Below are 15,197 nucleotides of genomic sequence, written 5' to 3'. Positions count from 1 at the left end.
CGGCGCCCCCTCAGGCGACGGCGGGCTCGCTGGGGGCGTCGGGCGCTCCGGGTGCTGCCCGCCACAGCGCGATCGTCGCGACGACGGTCACGGGCACCCAGATCACCCGCTCGACCAGCGACGGGGACGCGAGGTTGACGAGCGAGCCGACAGCCATGACCGCCGACGCGGCACGCAGGAAACGCCGCCGGACCGCCGTCGAGCCGACGCGCCCGTCCGCGACGGCGGCGATCGCCAGGTAGACGGGCACCGCGACGGCGCTCGAGATCCTCTGCTGCGCGCCCAGGACACCGACCGTCGCCCCGCCGTAGGCGGCCTCTCCCCAGGGCGCCCCCAGGGCCAGCGCGCCCTGGAACGCCGCGACCGTGACCATCAGGCAACCGGCGACGCGCCCGGCGCGCCGCGTCTCGTGTGTCATGGGCTCACCCAATCATATCTGCCAGATATAGTCACCCCATGTCCCGACGCCCGCAGACCGAGATCGCCGTCCTCGGGGCCCTGTCGATCGAACCCATGACCGGGTACGCGCTCCGGGCCGCGATCATCTCGACCCTGGGCCACTTCTGGAGCGAGAGCTTCGGGCAGATCTACCCCACGCTCGCCCGCCTCGAGGCCGACGGGGACGTCCGAAAGGATGGCCGGCAGTTCGCGATCACGCCTGCGGGCCGCGAGCGCCTGCGCAACCTGCTGGGCGAGCCGATCGAGCGCACGCCACCGCGCAACGGGCTGCTGCTGCGGCTGTTCTTCGGCCGGACCCTGGGCCGCGAGGCGTGCGCCGACCTGCTCCGGACCGCGCACACCGAGGCGCTGGCCACGCTGGAGACACTCGCGGCCATCCGGGCCGAGGTCGACGCGGAGGACGAGAACCCCGACCGCCCCTACTTCCTCCTGACCCTCGCCGCCGGCGAGGCGTCGGCGCGGGCGCAGGCCGAGTGGGCCACGTCGGCGATCGCGGCGCTCAGAGACTGAACGGCCTGGGTCACTCCGCACCGCTTTGAGCACCATGAGGCTGCCGGTGCGAGCATGCCGTCGCTTCAGACTGCGTCTGCCGCAACCGCCGGCTCAGTCGAGGTCTCGGCTCCATCCTGTGACGAGAGCGCCGTCGACACGAGAGCGGGGGCGACATCCTGCTCGTCGACATCTTGAGTGGGCTCCGGTCGAAGCCGCGGCGGCGTCGCGGACCACGCCTTGAGCTGCTGGACCACCTCGAGATAGAACGCGTCGACAGCGGCGAGCACCGAATCGATGAATGCTCCACGCCCTCGTCCACGCTTGGCTCCCATCGCGATCGTCATCGCAATGCGGAACGACCTGATCTCGCGAGCAGGATCCATGACCAGGCTCGACGGGTTCTCTCGGACGACCCGAAGCAGCTCAGCCGCGCCCGGTCCGCGCGAGTGCATCGTAAATGCCTCGACCCGAACGGTCTCGGGAGCGGTCTTGAGCTGGCGTGCGAGCCAGTTCACTCGAGTTGTCGGCCGACCCTCACGAGGAGAGTCGATGTCGATGTGGCACGTGACCGTACTCGCGCGGAGATCGGCGGTGATCACGAGGTCTCCGGCCGTCGCCGGGATGCGCACGGATCCGACCATCTGACCGCTCGTGACGAGACTGGCCACGAGAGCTTGCGTCCTCAGCGGCGGCTCCGCCATTTCCCTGCGCGAGAGGACGGGAATCACTTCAGCCCCGAGCTGTCGACCAAGGCTCAAGCAGGCGAACCGGAGAAGGGCGTCGAATCGAGCCGCGACTTCACCTACGCCCTTGTCGGTCGCCCGGAGCGTGCCGGCCTTGACCGATTCGCGGACCGAGACCCACGACTCCCCCATGTCATCAAACTCGAGTGCACCGGAACGTGGGTGCTCGAGGTACCGGATGAGTTCCCCGAGAATCCACGCCTGGTCAGGGTCGGCTACGCCCCTGAACTCCTTCTGCATGACCGCTTCGGCGAGAACTTGCGTCCACGAGAGGTGGTGCAGTGCAACCTTCCTCAGCTTCCGCTTGTCGACCTTCGTCGGATGCTGCCCTGCGATGGCCGGGATCTCGTTGGAGATGGTGATCACCGCGTCGAAACCCTGCTCGCGGGCGATGTCCAGATAGGACTCGATCTGCGGAACCGCGAGCTGGTTTCCTCCCGTCTTGACCTCGACGAGGGCGGTCCACGACTTCTGCCCGCGATGCACGCGGATCAAGCCGTCCGGGTAAAGCCGGGTCTCGCCCAACATGAACGGGACCTCGATGAATGTCTCGACAGTTCCGGCCGGAGCCCCGAAAGGTTTGGTGAGCGAGCGGCCGTACTCGCGGACTGCACACATCACTGCCAAGAGCGCGGATGTTGCTCGGCGCTCCTGCTCGTCAGCGCCGCTGATCCCCGATGTCGGAATCAGTCGCGCCTCGTGCCAATTCTCCTCAACCACGCCGGCTCCTTTGCTCGCGCTGGTACCGACATTAGCCACGCGCGAGCGGAACGGGAGCGAAACGGTGCGGTCGTCGTCGCCCCGCTCAGCCCCTGACGGCCGCGCGGTGCTCGACCGCCACAACCGCGAGCGCCAGCAGCCCCGGCACGATGACCACCAGCGGCGCGAGCATCCACACCATCACCGCGCACAGCCCGAGGGCGACGGCGAGCAGGAGCGTGCCGACGAGGTCGTCGCCGGTCCGCTTCGCCGCCGTCTGCACCACCGCGCCCCACGACGCGCCGGGTGTCCAGCCGGCCGCGGCCCGCAGGACGACGACCAGCACGACGACGACGAGGAACAGGGTCGCGATGCGCACCCCGGTGCCGCCGGGGAGGCCGCCCGAGCCGGCGAGCTGGAGGTTGAAGAGGAAGACGAAGAGCAGCACCGGGATCCCGATCGACACGAGCCACACGCCGCGGCAGGCGGCTCGGAAGTCCTGCCAGAGGACCGCGACCGTGTCGGGCCGGCCGTCGAGGTGTCGGCGCACGTGGGAGACCCCCGCGGCGAGCGCCGGGACGGCCGTGACGAGCGGCAGGCTGAGCACCGAGACCCCGAGCCCGACCAGCAGCGCCTCGCTGAACAGCCCGAACCGCCCGCCGCCCAGCAGCGGCTTCTCGTCGGGAGCCGGCTCGACGGGTGGCTGGGCGTCGTCGTCGGGAAGCTGCGCGCTCATGCCCTCCAGCCTCACACGTACCCGAGGCCGGGCGGAAACGCCCATCAGCCCTTGAGCCCCTGCGTGGCGACGCCCTCGACGAGGTACCGCTGGAACACCAGGAAGAAGAGCATGACCGGGACCAGGGCGAGGACGGCCATGGCCATCTGGGCGCCGTAGTCGGAGGTCGTGGTCTGGTCGACGAACAGCCGCAGGGCGATCGGCAGCGAGTACAGGTCGGGCCGCTTGAGGTAGAGCAGCGGGCCGAAGAAGTCGTTCCACGACCAGATGAACGCGAAGATCGAGCTGGTCACCAGGGCCGGCTTCATCAGCGGCAGCATGATCGAGCGGAAGATCCGCACGTGACCGGCGCCGTCGATGCGCGCCGCCTCGTCGAGCTCGCGGGGCAGGTTCCGCATGAACTGGACCATGAGGAACACGAAGAACGCCTCGGCGGCCAGGAACTTGCCGACGAGCAGCGGCACGAACGTGTCCACCAGCCCGAGCCGGTTGAACACGATGTACTGCGGGATGATCACCACGTGGAACGGCAGCAGGAGCGTGCCGATCATGAGCGCGAAGAACACGTTCCGGCCGGGGAACTCGATGCGGGCGAACGCGTAGGCGGACACCGAGCACGAGATCGTGATGCCGACCACCGCGCCGACCGCGAGGATCAGCGAGTTGGTGAAGAAGGTCCAGAACGAGACGCCGCCGATGCCCTCGATGGCCTTCTGGAAGTTGGCGATCGTCGCGTCGGTGGGGATCAGGCTGACGTTGCCGACGATCTGGTTGCTGGGCTTGAAGGCCGACACCACCATCCAGACCGCCGGATAGAGCACGACGACCACGATGGCGATCGAGCACAGGTGGAAGACCAGCGAGCGGCCGCGCTTGCGGAGCTTGGTGGAGTGGCGCAGGCGGGCGCTGTCCTCGGCGCTGACGAGGTGGTCGGCCGTGGCGGACACCTGGCTGACAGTGGTCATCACTTGCCCTCCCCGGAGTAGTGGACCCAGAACTTCGAGCTGCGGAAGAAGACCAGGGTGATGGCGCCGACGACGAGCACGAGGACCCAGGCCATCGCCGAGGCGTAGCCCATCTGGAAGTCCTGGAAGCCGCGGAAGTAGAGGTAGAGCGTGTAGAACAACGTCGACCGCGCGGGGCCGCCGGTGCCGTTGGAGATGATGAACGCCGACGCGAAGATCTGGAACGCGTGGATCGTCTCGAGCAGCAGGTTGAAGAAGATGACCGGCGAGAGCATCGGCAGCGTGATCTGGCGGAACTTGCGCGCGGGACCCGCGCCGTCGACCGCCGCGGCCTCGTAGAGCTCGTTCGGGATCTGCTTGAGCCCCGCCAGGAAGATCACCATCGGGGCGCCGAACTGCCAGACGGTCAGCAGGATCAGCATCGGCATGGTGCGCGACGGGTCACCCACCCAGCCGCCGGCCTCGAACCCGAAGAGCTGCTGGATCTGGTCGACGATGCCCCTGTCGATGAACATCGCCTTCCACACGATCGCGATCGACACCGAGGCGCCGATGAGCGACGGGGCGTAGAACGACGAGCGGTAGAAGCCCTTGCCGCGGTGCGCGTTGTTCAGCAGCATCGCGACGGCCAGGGCGGAGATCAGCTTGATCGGCGTGCCGAGCAGCACGTAGGTGCCGGTGACCTTCCAGGCCTGCAGGTAGTTCGGGTCGTGGAACAGACGCTGGAAGTTCTCCAGCCCGATCCACTGCGGCGGCGCGAACAGGTTGTAGTTCGTGAACGACAGGTACAGGGAGGCGAGCATCGGGCCTGCGGTGAGCAGGACGAAGCCGAGCAGCCACGGGCTCAGGAAGGCGTAGCCGGCCCGGGTCTCGGCGCGCTTCCGGCGCTTCTTGGCGGCGGCGGACGACGCGGCGATGGAGGTTCCCGTCGTCGGAGCCTCGGCAGTGAGGGTCACGAGCGTGATCCGTTCGTCGGTGGTGTTCGTAGGTGCGATCGAGGGTGGGCCGCCCGGGCGTGCGGGCGGCCCACCGCCGGGATCAGGAGGTGGACATCTCCGCCTCGGAGAACCACTGCGAGGCGAAGTCCTCCGGCGTGATGTTGCCGTAGCCGAGGTCCTCGGCCAGCGTCTTCCACTTGGCCTCGATGGTGCCGAAGCCCTTGACGGGGATCGGCGTCGACTCGGTCACCTGGTCGGCGATCTTCTCCTCGTACGCGATGACCTGGGCGTCGACGCTTCCCTCGGTGGTGTCGACGGCGGCGCGCTGGTCGGCGTCGGCCGGCACACCCTTCGACGTACCGAAGATCTTGCCGACCTCGGGGTCCGTGAGCAGGAAGTTGATCAGCGTCGCGGCCTGCTCCGGGTGCTTGGTGTTGGCCCCCGACGACAGCAGCATCGACGGCTTGAAGAACAGGTGCTTCTCGCCGGGCTTGACCGACGGGATCTGCGCCATCGACAGGTTCGGCGTGCCCGAGTCGGCCACGTAGCCGGCCAGGAAGTTGTCCCAGCTCATCTCCGACGCCGTCTCGTTGACCGTGAACCCGCCCTTGGGGGCGAGCGCGATGTTCCGGTCCGTCGGGTAGACCAGCTTGTCCTTGCGCAGGTCGGCCGTCAGGTCGAGGAACTTGACGATGTCCTTCTCCTCGAAGCCGAACGTGCCGTCGTCCTTGAACGGCGTCTTGCCCTCCTGCAGCAGCCACTGGATGAAGAACCAGAAGGTGCCCGTGTAGTCGACCGCGCCATACAGGCCGTAGCCGTCGGCCGTCTTCTCACCGGCGCTCGAGACGTCCTTGATGAAGTCGTTGTAGTCGTCCCAGGTGTACTCGGCCTCGTCGGGGAACGTGGCCCCGGTCTGCTCGATGACGTTCGGGTTCTGGAACATGGCGAACGTGTTGGTCGACGTCGGGATGCCGATCATCTTGTCGTCGAGGACGCCGGCCTTGGTGAGCGTCTTGTCGAAGCCCGACAGGTCGATCGTGCCGTTGTCGACGTACTTCTGCAGGTCGAGCAGCTGGCCGTTCTGGTTGAACTCCCGCAGGTACGACAGGTCGAACTGCATGACGTCCGGCAGCGCGCGCCCGGCGGCCTCGGTGGAGCGGGCCGTCCAGTAGTCCGGGAACGCCGCGAAGCTGGTCTGGACCGTGATGTACGGGTACTTCTCCTTGAACAGCGCGAGGGCCTGGTTGTAGCGGTCGGCCCGGTCGTCGTTGCCCCACCACGTGAAGTTCAGGGTGACGGGCGACGTGTCGGGGCCCGTGGAGCTGGCCGTCGGCTCGGTGCTGCCGGAACCACCGGAGGAGCAGGCGGTCAGGGCGAGTGCGGCGACGGCGGCAACTGCGGCTGTCTTCCAAAGGGTTCGCTTCATCGTCGTTGAGCCTCCTTGCTCGGGGTGTGAAAGCGCATTCCGGACGTTAGGCGAGCGCTTACCCGACTGTCAACGGGTCGGCGCTGAATCGTTACAAAGGCCTTGGTCCCCGCAGTACCCTGCCACGCGCCGCCCCGGGCCGCAGGGGCGTCCTGCCCGGCGGACACCGCCCCCTCGGGGCGACGTCCGCACATCCGGTCGCCGGGGCGCTCGATCCTGCGGACGTCCGGCCCTTTGAACCGTTGCGTCCGCACATCCGGTCGCCGGGGCGCTCGAATCTGCGGACGTCCGGGCCTCCCACGCGCCCGTGGTCCAGGGGCGGTCGGCAGCACGGCGGGTGGATGCTGGGAACGGTCGGCGGGGGCCGACGAACCGGACGCAGCTGCGCCCGTTCCCCTCCTCCCGGACCTGTTGTATCGTTTCAATCCTTGTGCTGCCCGACGATGCGCCACACACCCTGGAGTCACCGGTGACCGACCGTCAGATCCCCTCGTGGTCCGAGCTCAAGCCGCTCCTGCGCCCCAAGCCGATCGAGCTCGACGGCACCAAGCGCCGGCTCGGCGACGCCCTGACCATCTCGGACCTGCGCACCCTGGCCCGCAAGCGCACCCCACGGTCGGTGTTCGACTACACCGACGGCGCCGCCGAGGCCGAGATCAGCCTGCGCCGGGCCCGCCACCTGTTCCGTGAGCTCGAGTTCCGGCCGTCGATCCTGCACGACGTCTCGCACGTCGACCCGACCACCGACATGATCGGCACGCCCAGCGCTCTGCCGTTCGCGTTCGCCCCCACCGGTTTCACGCGGATGATGAACCACGAGGGCGAGCGGGCCGTCGTGAAGGTCGCCCAGCGCCGGGGTATCCCGTACGCCCTGTCGACGATGGGCACGACGTCGATCGAGGAGGTCGCCAAGGCGGGGCCCGATGCCCGCAAGTGGTTCCAGCTGTACGTCTGGAAGGACCGCTCCGCCGGCGAGGACCTGATGGCCCGGGCCAAGGCCGCCGGTTACGAGGCGCTCATGCTCACGGTCGACGTGCCGGTCGCCGGGGCACGGCTGCGCGACGCCCGCAACGGCTTCTCCATCCCGCCCGCGCTCACGGTCAAGACAGTGCTCGACGCCGCGACCCACCCCGCGTGGTGGATGAACCTGCTGACCACGGAGCCGCTGACCTTCGCGTCGCTGAGCTCCTGGTCGGGGACCGTGGCGGACCTGCTGGACAAGCTGTTCGACCCGACCATGACCATCGCGGACCTCGAGTGGATCCGCGCCTCCTGGGACGGCCCGCTGATCATCAAGGGCATCCAGACCGTCGACGACGCCCGGCGCGTGACCGACGCGGGTGCCGACGCCCTCGTCCTGTCCAACCACGGCGGCCGCCAGCTCGACCGCGCGCCCGTGCCGCTGCGCCTGCTGCCGGACGTCGCCGAGGCCGTCGGCGACCGCACACAGGTCTGGGTCGACACCGGGATCATGTCCGGCGCCGACGTCGTCGCCGCCCTTGCGCTCGGCGCCGACGCGACCCTGGTCGGCCGCGCCTACCTCTACGGCCTCATGGCCGGCGGCGAGCGCGGCGTGGAGCGGGCCGTCGAGATCCTCGAGCGCGAGGTCCGCCGGACCATGGCCCTGCTGGGCGTCTCCACGGTCAAAGAGCTCGGCCCGCAGCACGTCCGCCTGCCCTGACCCCGCAGGTCCCGGGCGCCCGACAGCCCGGCCCTGGTCAGCCCGCGCCCGGCATCCCGCACGACCGGCCGACGAACTCGTGCAGGGCACCGCGCAGGGCGTCGCTCGACGCCAGGTAGAACACCGGCTGCGCGACCCCGTCCACCGACGCGTGCACCCCGAAGAACGTCCCGCGCTTGTCCTCGGCGACCGCGTGCGGGTCGCAACGGGACGGCACGAGCTCGAGCGGCACGGCGTCCACGGCCCCGTCGGCGGTGTCGACATCGGTCGGCCAGGCGGTCGCCCCGCCGACGGGCGCCAGCAGCACGGTCCCGTCGACCTGCGTGATCTGCACCCGCGGCCCACCGGCCACGGGCACGACCTCCAGGACCACGTCGGCCGCGAGCGTCCCGCCGGCGTCGCGCGTGGTGATCGCGTCCGCCAGGTTCAGCGACGCGCCCGCGGCCACCGCCGCCGCGGCGCAGTCCTCGCCGTGGATCCGGGCCAGATGACCCTGCGGGTCGGCCGGCTCGACCGTCAGGGTCGACCGGCGGCCGGCGGCGTCGACCAGGTCGAGCTCGGCGCGGGCCGGACCGGAGGCCGCGTCGTCGCAGACCGGGTGGCCCAGCGCCACGGACACGTCCCGGTCGACGCCCGCCCGCACGGGCCGCTCGCGGTCGCTCGTCGCAACACCCTCGTCGTCCGGCGTGACCAGCCGCGCCCGCGCGACCGTCACGTCACCGGGGCCGGCGTTGGTCACCCGCAGCTGCACCACCCGCAGCGCCCAGTCGCTGCGCGCCTGCCGCACCTCGACCGACAGCCCCGCCAGCACGTCCGAGGGGATGGGGGTCGGGGTCGGCTCGCCGGGCGAGCCGGTCGAGCCGGCCGAGCCGGTCGTGCAGCCGGCGAGTGCGAGCACGGCCGCGACCGCCATCACCCGCCACCGTCCGGCCATCCCCCGATGGTGCCGTACGGCGGGACGTCCGAGCAGGTGCAGGGCAGGGGACACTGCGGCTCGGACGTCGTGGGAAGTCAGGCGGCCGGGCCCGTCCCGGCGTCGTATCTCACCCCTGCCCGGGTGACTCCTTCGTGGCACCCTCGACACGAGGGTGCTGTGCGCGTACGCGCTGCTGCCCAGGAGAGAGGGACGTCGATGACCGAGCAGGTCCTGACCCGGCGGGCGGTCGCGTTCGACCCGGCGACACACGGGTTCGCGTTCCCCAACGCGTTCGTCAACGAGGTGCTCACGCTGCCCAACGGGGCCAAGATCACCACGGCGGGCCGCTGCGGCGGGATGGCCTACGCCGCGCTCGACTACTTCCTCGCCGGGCAGCCCGTGCCCCGCTGGCGGTCCGACCTGTGGGCCCCCAGCCGCGTGCCGCCCGACAGCCACTGGCTGGCCCGGCTGTTCACGCAGCGGCTGCGGGACTCGTTCTTCACCGGGTCGGCGGCCAAGTTCGTCACGTGGTCGATGCACTCCGACGACGAGACCTGGGTGTTCAAGGGCGTCACGCGGTGGACCAAGGAGGAGGAGCTGCCGCGGGTCATGAAGTCGATCGACGCCGGCCGGCCCGTGGTGCTCGGTCTGGTGGTCGCCCGCGACCTCGGCTCCATCGGCGACAACCACCAGGTCATCGCGTACGGCTACGAACAGGACCGGGCTACGGGCCGGGTGACCGTGCAGATCCACGACAACAACACCCCCGGCAAGCCAGTGACGCTCACGTCCGAGCGCGACCAGCACGACTGGACCGCCTCGAACGGCCACCCGTGGCGCGGCTTCTTCGTGCAGGACTACACGCCCCGGCGCCCGCGGGTGCTCACCACGCACGCGCCCGACGTCAAGGACCAGGTGTCCACCGGCGACACGGTCAAGCTGTCGCACGTGTGGACCGGTCTGACCCTGCACTCCCACGACCACCCGTACGTTCACCCCGGGACAGACGGCCTCCAGCAGGTCACGGCCTTCCTGGGCGCCGACGACAACGACCGCTGGCTGCTCGTCGGCTCCGACGGAACCCCGGCCGGGACCGACGTGCGTGACGGCTCCGTGGTGCGCCTGCGCCACGTGTCGACGGGCCGGTGGCTCCGCAGCGCGGCGGGTGTGGCCTCACCGCTCTCCCACCAGCAGGAGGTCAGCGCCGCGGACGTCGCCGACGACTCGGCCGACTGGCGGGTCGAGGTCCCCGACGACCGCCCCTGGACCGCCGGCGCCCGCGTCCGTCTCGTGCACGTCGCGACGAAGGCGGCGCTGCACTCGCACCACGCGTCCGATCCCCGGCTGACCCTCGGTCAGCAGGAGGTCACCGGCTTCCCGAAGCGGGACGTCAACGACTGGTGGACCGTGCTCGAGCTCAGCTGACCGCCGCCTGCGGGTGGCTCAGCACCGTGCCCGTGAGAGTCGGGAGCTCGGTCGGCCCGAAGGCGACGTTGAACCCGCTCCCCACGACGACGGCGTCGCCGGTCACGGTCGCGGTGGCGGTGACCACGAAGGGCGACTCCACGAACCGGAAGGTCAGCACGTAGGTGTCGGGCCCGGTCCACGCGCCGCTGACCAGCACGTCCTCGGGGTCGGCGCGGCGCAGGGTGGTCCGCGTGAGGGCCGGCAGGGCGTGCCCGACCGACACGATCACCGTCTCCTCCTCGTGGTCGACCGTGAGCCGGTCGTGCGAGTCGCCCACCTCGAGGACCACGTTGCGGATCCCGAGCGTGTTCGGCTCGAACGTGATCGTCCGGCCGTCCAGCCGGTCCCCCGTCGGCGTGGTCGGCGCACCGTGCGGCGGATCGATCCGCAGCCCCTCGAGCCGCTGGGTCAGCGCGTGCCGCCCGTGGTGGTCGTCCGGCAGCGGCCCGTCGGACAGCCCCGGCAGCAGGTGGTCCCACACCAGCGCGAGCTCGCCGTGCATCTCGGCGACGCCCGACGTGATCGCCACGACCAGGTCCTGCTCGGGCAGCACGACGCAGAACTGGCCGAAGGCGCCGTCACCGCGGTAGCTGCCGTGCCGCCCGCGCCAGAACTGGTACCCGTAGCCCTGCGCCCAGTCGACGTCGGGGTTCCCGGCGTTGGACACCTGCGCCCGCGTGGCCTCGGCCGCCCAGCCCTCGGGGAGCACGCGCCGACCGTCCCAGACCCCGTCCTGCAGGTAGAGCTGGCCGAGCGCCGCGATGTCCTCGGTGGTCCCCGACATCCCGCTGCCGCCCACGTCGACACCGCTCGGCGAGCGCTGCCACGCCGCACCCTCGATGCCGAGCGGCTCCAGCAGCCGCGGGCCCAGGTAGTCGAGCACGCGCTGCCCGGTGAGCTTCTGGACCAGCGCGGACAGGAGGTGCGTGCCGGCGGTGTTGTAGACGAAGAACGTCCCCGGCTCGTGCTCCACCGGCTCCTCGAGGAACGCCGTCACCCAGTCGTCCGTCCCCTGGACACGCGGCGTGGGGTCCTCGGCGTGCCCCGTGGTCATCGTGAGCAGGTGGCGCACCCGCATCCGCCGCAGGTTCTCGTCGGGGGCCGCCAGCGCCTGCTCCGGGAAGTGGTCCAGCACCAGGTCGTCGACCGTCAGCAGCCCCTCGGCCACCGCGAACCCGACCGCGGTCGACGTGAAGCTCTTGCTGAGCGAGAAGAGCTCGTGCAGCCGGTCCGCCGCGAACGGCGCCGCCCAGCCCTCGGCCACCACGGACCCGTGCCGCACCACCATCACCGAGTGGAGCTCGGGCCACGCGACCAGCGCGTCGACCAGCCGCAGGAGAGCCCACGGGTCGACTCCCTGCTCCTCGGGGGTGGATCGGGGCAGGCGTCGGAGTCCGGGCATGCCCCCACCCTGCCACCGACACGGACCTGCGCGTCACGCCGCGCGACCCGGCCGCCGGTGCGAGGGACGGCGGGCGACTACCGCACGAGGTCGTGAGTTCCCGACGAGGTCGTGAGCTGCAACTGACGACCTCGTCGCCAACTCACGAGCTCGTCGCACGGCGAGGCTCGCGACGCCACCGCGGGGCCACGCCCAGCGCTCCCTCCGCGGTCCGCTCGGCCGCATGCCCGAGCTCGGTGGTTGGCGCCGAGCTCGGTGGTCGGGACCACCGAGCTCGGCACGAGTCACCGAGCTCGGCGTCCGCCGCCACGGCAGTCCCCCGGACGCGACGACGCCCCGGTCCGCGAGCGGGCCGGGGCGTCGTCGTGCGTGCTGTGCGGGTCAGCCCACCTGGGGCAGGGTGCCCGTGCCGCCGTCGCCGATGGTCGAGGTGGGACCCGCGGCAGGCAGGTCCGTCCCCGAGGTCGGCGTGCCGTAGCTGGCACCGACCGCGACCGGCTCCGGCAGGCTCTCGCCCTTGGGGACGCCGCGGAACGTGAACTCCCCGAGCAGACCCTCGCCCTCGGCGTCCACGATCACCAGCTGGCCGGCCTTGAGCTCGCCGAACAGGATCTTCTCGGACAGTGCGTCCTCGATGTCCCGCTGGATCGCGCGGCGCAGCGGCCGAGCACCCAGGACCGGGTCGTAACCCTTCTCCGACAGCAGCTTCTTGGCCGCAGGCGTGATCTCGATGGCCATGTCCTTGTCCCGCAGGCGCTTGTCCAGCTTGGCGACCATGAGGTCGACGATCGCGAAGATCTCCGGCTGGGACAGCTGCGGGAACACGACCACGTCGTCGACGCGGTTGAGGAACTCAGGCCGGAAGTGCTGCTTGAGCTCGTCGTTGACCTTGGCCTTCATGCGCTCGTACGACGTCGACAGGTCCCCGCCGGCCTGGAAGCCGGTCATGAGGCCCTTGGCGATGTCCCGGGTGCCGAGGTTGGTGGTCATGATGATGACGGTGTTCTTGAAGTCGACCACCCGGCCCTGCGAGTCGGTCAGGCGACCGTCCTCGAGGATCTGCAGCAGCGAGTTGAAGATGTCCGCGTGCGCCTTCTCGACCTCGTCGAAGAGGACCACGGAGAACGGCTTGCGCCGCACCTTCTCGGTCAGCTGGCCGCCCTCGTCGTACCCGACGTAGCCGGGGGGCGAGCCGAACAGCCGCGAGACGGTGTGCTTCTCCGAGAACTCGGACATGTCGAGCTGGATGAGCGCGTCCTCGTCACCGAACAGGAACTCCGCGAGCGCCTTGGCCAGCTCGGTCTTCCCGACGCCCGTGGGCCCCGCGAAGATGAACGACCCACCGGGACGCTTCGGGTCCTTGAGGCCCGCACGCGTGCGACGGATGGCCTGCGAGAGCGCCTTGATGGCGGCGTCCTGGCCGACGACCCGCTTGTGCAGGTTCTCCTCCATGTGGAGCAGGCGGCTGGACTCCTCCTCGGTGAGCTTGAACACCGGGATGCCCGTGGCGATCGCCAGCACCTCGGCGATGAGCTCCTCGTCCACCTCCGCGACCGCGTCGAGGTCGCCGGACTTCCAGGCCTTCTCCTTCTCCACGCGCTTGAGACCGAGCTGCTTCTCGGCGTCGCGGAGTCGGGCTGCCTTCTCGAAGTCCTGCTCGTCGATCGCCGACTCCTTGTCGCGGCGCGTCTCGGCGATCTGCTCGTCGAGCTCGCGCAGCTCCGGGGGAGCCGTCATGCGGCGGATGCGCAGGCGGGCGCCGGCCTCGTCGACCAGGTCGATCGCCTTGTCCGGCAGGTAGCGGTCGTTGACGTACCGGTCCGCCAGAGTGGCGGCGGCGACCAGCGCGGCGTCCGTGATGGACACGCGGTGGTGGGCCTCGTACCGGTCGCGCAGACCCTTGAGGATCTCGATCGCGTGCTGCAGGTTGGGCTCGGCCACCTGGATCGGCTGGAAGCGACGCTCCAGGGCCGGGTCCTTCTCGACGTACTTGCGGTACTCGTCGAGCGTGGTGGCACCGATGGTCTGCAGCTCGCCGCGCGCCAGCATCGGCTTGAGGATGCTCGCGGCGTCGATGGCGCCCTCGGCGGCGCCCGCCCCGACGAGGGTGTGGATCTCGTCGATGAACAGGATGATGTCGCCGCGCGTGCGGATCTCCTTGAGCACCTTCTTCAGGCGCTCCTCGAAGTCACCGCGGTAGCGGCTGCCGGCCACGAGCGCGCCCAGGTCCAGCGTGTAGAGCTGCTTGTCCTTGAGCGTCTCGGGCACGTCGCCGCGCACGATGTCCTGCGCGAGGCCCTCGACGACGGCGGTCTTGCCGACGCCGGGCTCCCCGATGAGGACCGGGTTGTTCTTGGTGCGGCGGGACAGCACCTGCATGACCCGCTCGATCTCCTTCTCGCGCCCGATCACCGGGTCGAGCTTGCCGTCGCGCGCAGCCTGCGTGAGGTTGCGGCCGAACTGGTCGAGGACGGCGCTGCCCGAGGGCTGCCCCTCCTGCGGACCGCCGGCGGCGACGGGCTCCTTGCCCTGGTAGCCGGAGACGAGCTGGATGACCTGCTGGCGCACGCGGTTGAGGTCCGCGCCGAGCTTGTTGAGGACCTGGGCGGCGACGCCCTCGCCCTCGCGGATGAGGCCGAGCAGGATGTGCTCGGTCCCGATGTAGTTGTGACCCAGCTGGAGCGCCTCGCGCAGCGAGAGCTCGAGCACCTTCTTGGCGCGCGGGGTGAAGGGGATGTGACCCGACGGAGCCTGCTGGCCCTCGCCGATGATCTCCTGCACCTGGGCGCGGACGGCCTCGAGCGAGATGCCGAGCGACTCCAGAGCCTTCGCCGCGACACCCTCACCCTCGTGGATCAGGCCCAGGAGGATGTGCTCCGTCCCGATGTAGTTGTGGTTGAGCATCCGTGCCTCTTCTTGGGCAAGGACGACCACGCGACGGGCTCGGTCCGTGAATCTCTCGAACATGTGCACTCCTCACGAGCTGCGTGCCGGCTCCCCTGGCTGGCGCACCGGGGGACGACGGGGCGGCGTTGTTCGATGCTAACGGCGGGGTGGTGCCTCGACTGCCCGTGTTCGCCGCAGGCGTGACGACGCCGCCCGGTTGCCCGGGGTCATGGATCGCTCCCGGCGGTCGGGTCTAGCGTCGAGAGGCGGAGGGACATCCGGGCGCGCAAGGGGGCGACGACCACGCTGCCCCCTGCTACCCCGACACGTACTGCTCCAGGAAGCTGTCGAGGGGAGGGGTCCTATGGGTCCCCGACGAGTTCTTGT

The 15,197-nt window shown here is 70.3% G+C and carries 12 protein-coding genes; 3 read left to right on the top strand and 9 right to left on the bottom strand.

The window, feature by feature from the left end:
* Nucleotides 1-10 precede the first annotated feature (10 nt).
* Entirely contained in the window at nt 11-418 is a 408-nt protein-coding gene (locus AB5970_RS04235; protein ID WP_370502657.1) for a hypothetical protein, read from the bottom strand.
* A gap of 38 nt (nt 419-456) precedes the next feature.
* Between AB5970_RS04235 and AB5970_RS04230 the strand changes: the two genes are divergently transcribed.
* Nucleotides 457-969, top strand: coding sequence for a PadR family transcriptional regulator (locus tag AB5970_RS04230; protein ID WP_370502656.1), 513 nt, complete (start codon nt 457-459; stop codon nt 967-969).
* A 65-nt stretch (nt 970-1,034) separates the two neighbouring features.
* Here AB5970_RS04230 and AB5970_RS04225 read toward each other — a convergent pair whose 3' ends face one another.
* The 5 genes from AB5970_RS04225 to AB5970_RS04205 all read right to left on the bottom strand — a co-directional run bounded on the left by AB5970_RS04225 (nt 1,035) and on the right by AB5970_RS04205 (nt 6,458).
* Complete coding sequence (locus tag AB5970_RS04225; RefSeq protein WP_370502655.1) at nt 1,035-2,414, bottom strand: hypothetical protein; 1,380 nt, start codon at nt 2,412-2,414, stop codon at nt 1,035-1,037.
* Nucleotides 2,415-2,499: 85 nt separating this feature from the next.
* Complete coding sequence (locus AB5970_RS04220; protein WP_370502654.1) at nt 2,500-3,129, bottom strand: hypothetical protein; 630 nt, start codon at nt 3,127-3,129, stop codon at nt 2,500-2,502.
* Nucleotides 3,130-3,173: 44 nt separating this feature from the next.
* On the bottom strand, nt 3,174-4,094 hold the full coding sequence (locus AB5970_RS04215; RefSeq protein ID WP_370502653.1) for a carbohydrate ABC transporter permease: 921 nt from the start codon (nt 4,092-4,094) through the stop codon (nt 3,174-3,176).
* Nucleotides 4,094-5,011, bottom strand: a complete 918-nt coding sequence (locus AB5970_RS04210; RefSeq protein ID WP_370502842.1) for a carbohydrate ABC transporter permease — start codon at nt 5,009-5,011, stop codon at nt 4,094-4,096. Before AB5970_RS04210 ends, AB5970_RS04215 begins: the two co-directional genes overlap by 1 nt.
* A gap of 121 nt (nt 5,012-5,132) precedes the next feature.
* On the bottom strand, nt 5,133-6,458 hold the full coding sequence (locus tag AB5970_RS04205) for an ABC transporter substrate-binding protein (RefSeq protein ID WP_370502652.1): 1,326 nt from the start codon (nt 6,456-6,458) through the stop codon (nt 5,133-5,135).
* 469 nt (nt 6,459-6,927) lie between these two features.
* Here AB5970_RS04205 and AB5970_RS04200 point away from each other — a divergent pair, with 469 nt between their 5' ends.
* A complete protein-coding gene (locus tag AB5970_RS04200) occupies nt 6,928-8,139 on the top strand; it encodes an alpha-hydroxy acid oxidase (RefSeq protein ID WP_370502651.1) in 1,212 nt (403 codons plus the stop codon).
* A 37-nt stretch (nt 8,140-8,176) separates the two neighbouring features.
* Here AB5970_RS04200 and AB5970_RS04195 read toward each other — a convergent pair whose 3' ends face one another.
* The gene (locus AB5970_RS04195) at nt 8,177-9,073 is read right to left on the bottom strand and encodes a hypothetical protein (protein ID WP_370502650.1); all 897 of its coding nucleotides are present in this window, start codon (nt 9,071-9,073) and stop codon (nt 8,177-8,179) included.
* Between the two features lie 198 nt (nt 9,074-9,271).
* On the opposite strand from AB5970_RS04195, the gene AB5970_RS04190 reads away from it, so the two are divergent.
* On the top strand, nt 9,272-10,480 hold the full coding sequence (locus AB5970_RS04190) for an MIR domain-containing protein (RefSeq protein WP_370502649.1): 1,209 nt from the start codon (nt 9,272-9,274) through the stop codon (nt 10,478-10,480).
* Here the strand turns inward: AB5970_RS04190 and AB5970_RS04185 are convergent.
* Both AB5970_RS04185 and AB5970_RS04180 read right to left on the bottom strand, forming a co-directional pair.
* Nucleotides 10,473-11,924 (bottom strand): serine hydrolase domain-containing protein, encoded by a 1,452-nt coding sequence (locus AB5970_RS04185; RefSeq protein ID WP_370502648.1) that lies wholly within the window; start codon nt 11,922-11,924, stop codon nt 10,473-10,475. The genes AB5970_RS04190 and AB5970_RS04185 overlap by 8 nt on opposite strands.
* A 381-nt stretch (nt 11,925-12,305) precedes the next feature.
* A complete protein-coding gene (locus AB5970_RS04180; protein ID WP_370502647.1) occupies nt 12,306-14,891 on the bottom strand; it encodes an ATP-dependent Clp protease ATP-binding subunit in 2,586 nt (861 codons plus the stop codon).
* Nucleotides 14,892-15,197: the final 306 nt, after the last annotated feature.

The organism is Cellulomonas sp. ICMP 17802, assembly GCF_041295535.1.
In the GTDB taxonomy this organism is placed as follows: domain Bacteria; phylum Actinomycetota; class Actinomycetes; order Actinomycetales; family Cellulomonadaceae; genus Cellulomonas.
Note: the sequence above shows the minus strand (reverse complement) of the source record. Positions and strands in the feature narration are given on the sequence as shown.

Coding starts and splice junctions, on each gene's coding strand:
- AB5970_RS04195 (WP_370502650.1), bottom strand. CDS start 9,073: ATGGCCGGACGGTGGCGGGTGATGGCGGTCGCGGCCGTGCTCGCACTC.
- AB5970_RS04205 (WP_370502652.1), bottom strand. CDS start 6,458: ATGAAGCGAACCCTTTGGAAGACAGCCGCAGTTGCCGCCGTCGCCGCA.
- AB5970_RS04230 (WP_370502656.1), top strand. CDS start 457: ATGTCCCGACGCCCGCAGACCGAGATCGCCGTCCTCGGGGCCCTGTCG.
- AB5970_RS04180 (WP_370502647.1), bottom strand. CDS start 14,891: ATGTTCGAGAGATTCACGGACCGAGCCCGTCGCGTGGTCGTCCTTGCC.
- AB5970_RS04220 (WP_370502654.1), bottom strand. CDS start 3,129: ATGAGCGCGCAGCTTCCCGACGACGACGCCCAGCCACCCGTCGAGCCG.
- AB5970_RS04185 (WP_370502648.1), bottom strand. CDS start 11,924: ATGCCCGGACTCCGACGCCTGCCCCGATCCACCCCCGAGGAGCAGGGA.
- AB5970_RS04190 (WP_370502649.1), top strand. CDS start 9,272: ATGACCGAGCAGGTCCTGACCCGGCGGGCGGTCGCGTTCGACCCGGCG.
- AB5970_RS04235 (WP_370502657.1), bottom strand. CDS start 418: ATGACACACGAGACGCGGCGCGCCGGGCGCGTCGCCGGTTGCCTGATG.
- AB5970_RS04215 (WP_370502653.1), bottom strand. CDS start 4,094: ATGACCACTGTCAGCCAGGTGTCCGCCACGGCCGACCACCTCGTCAGC.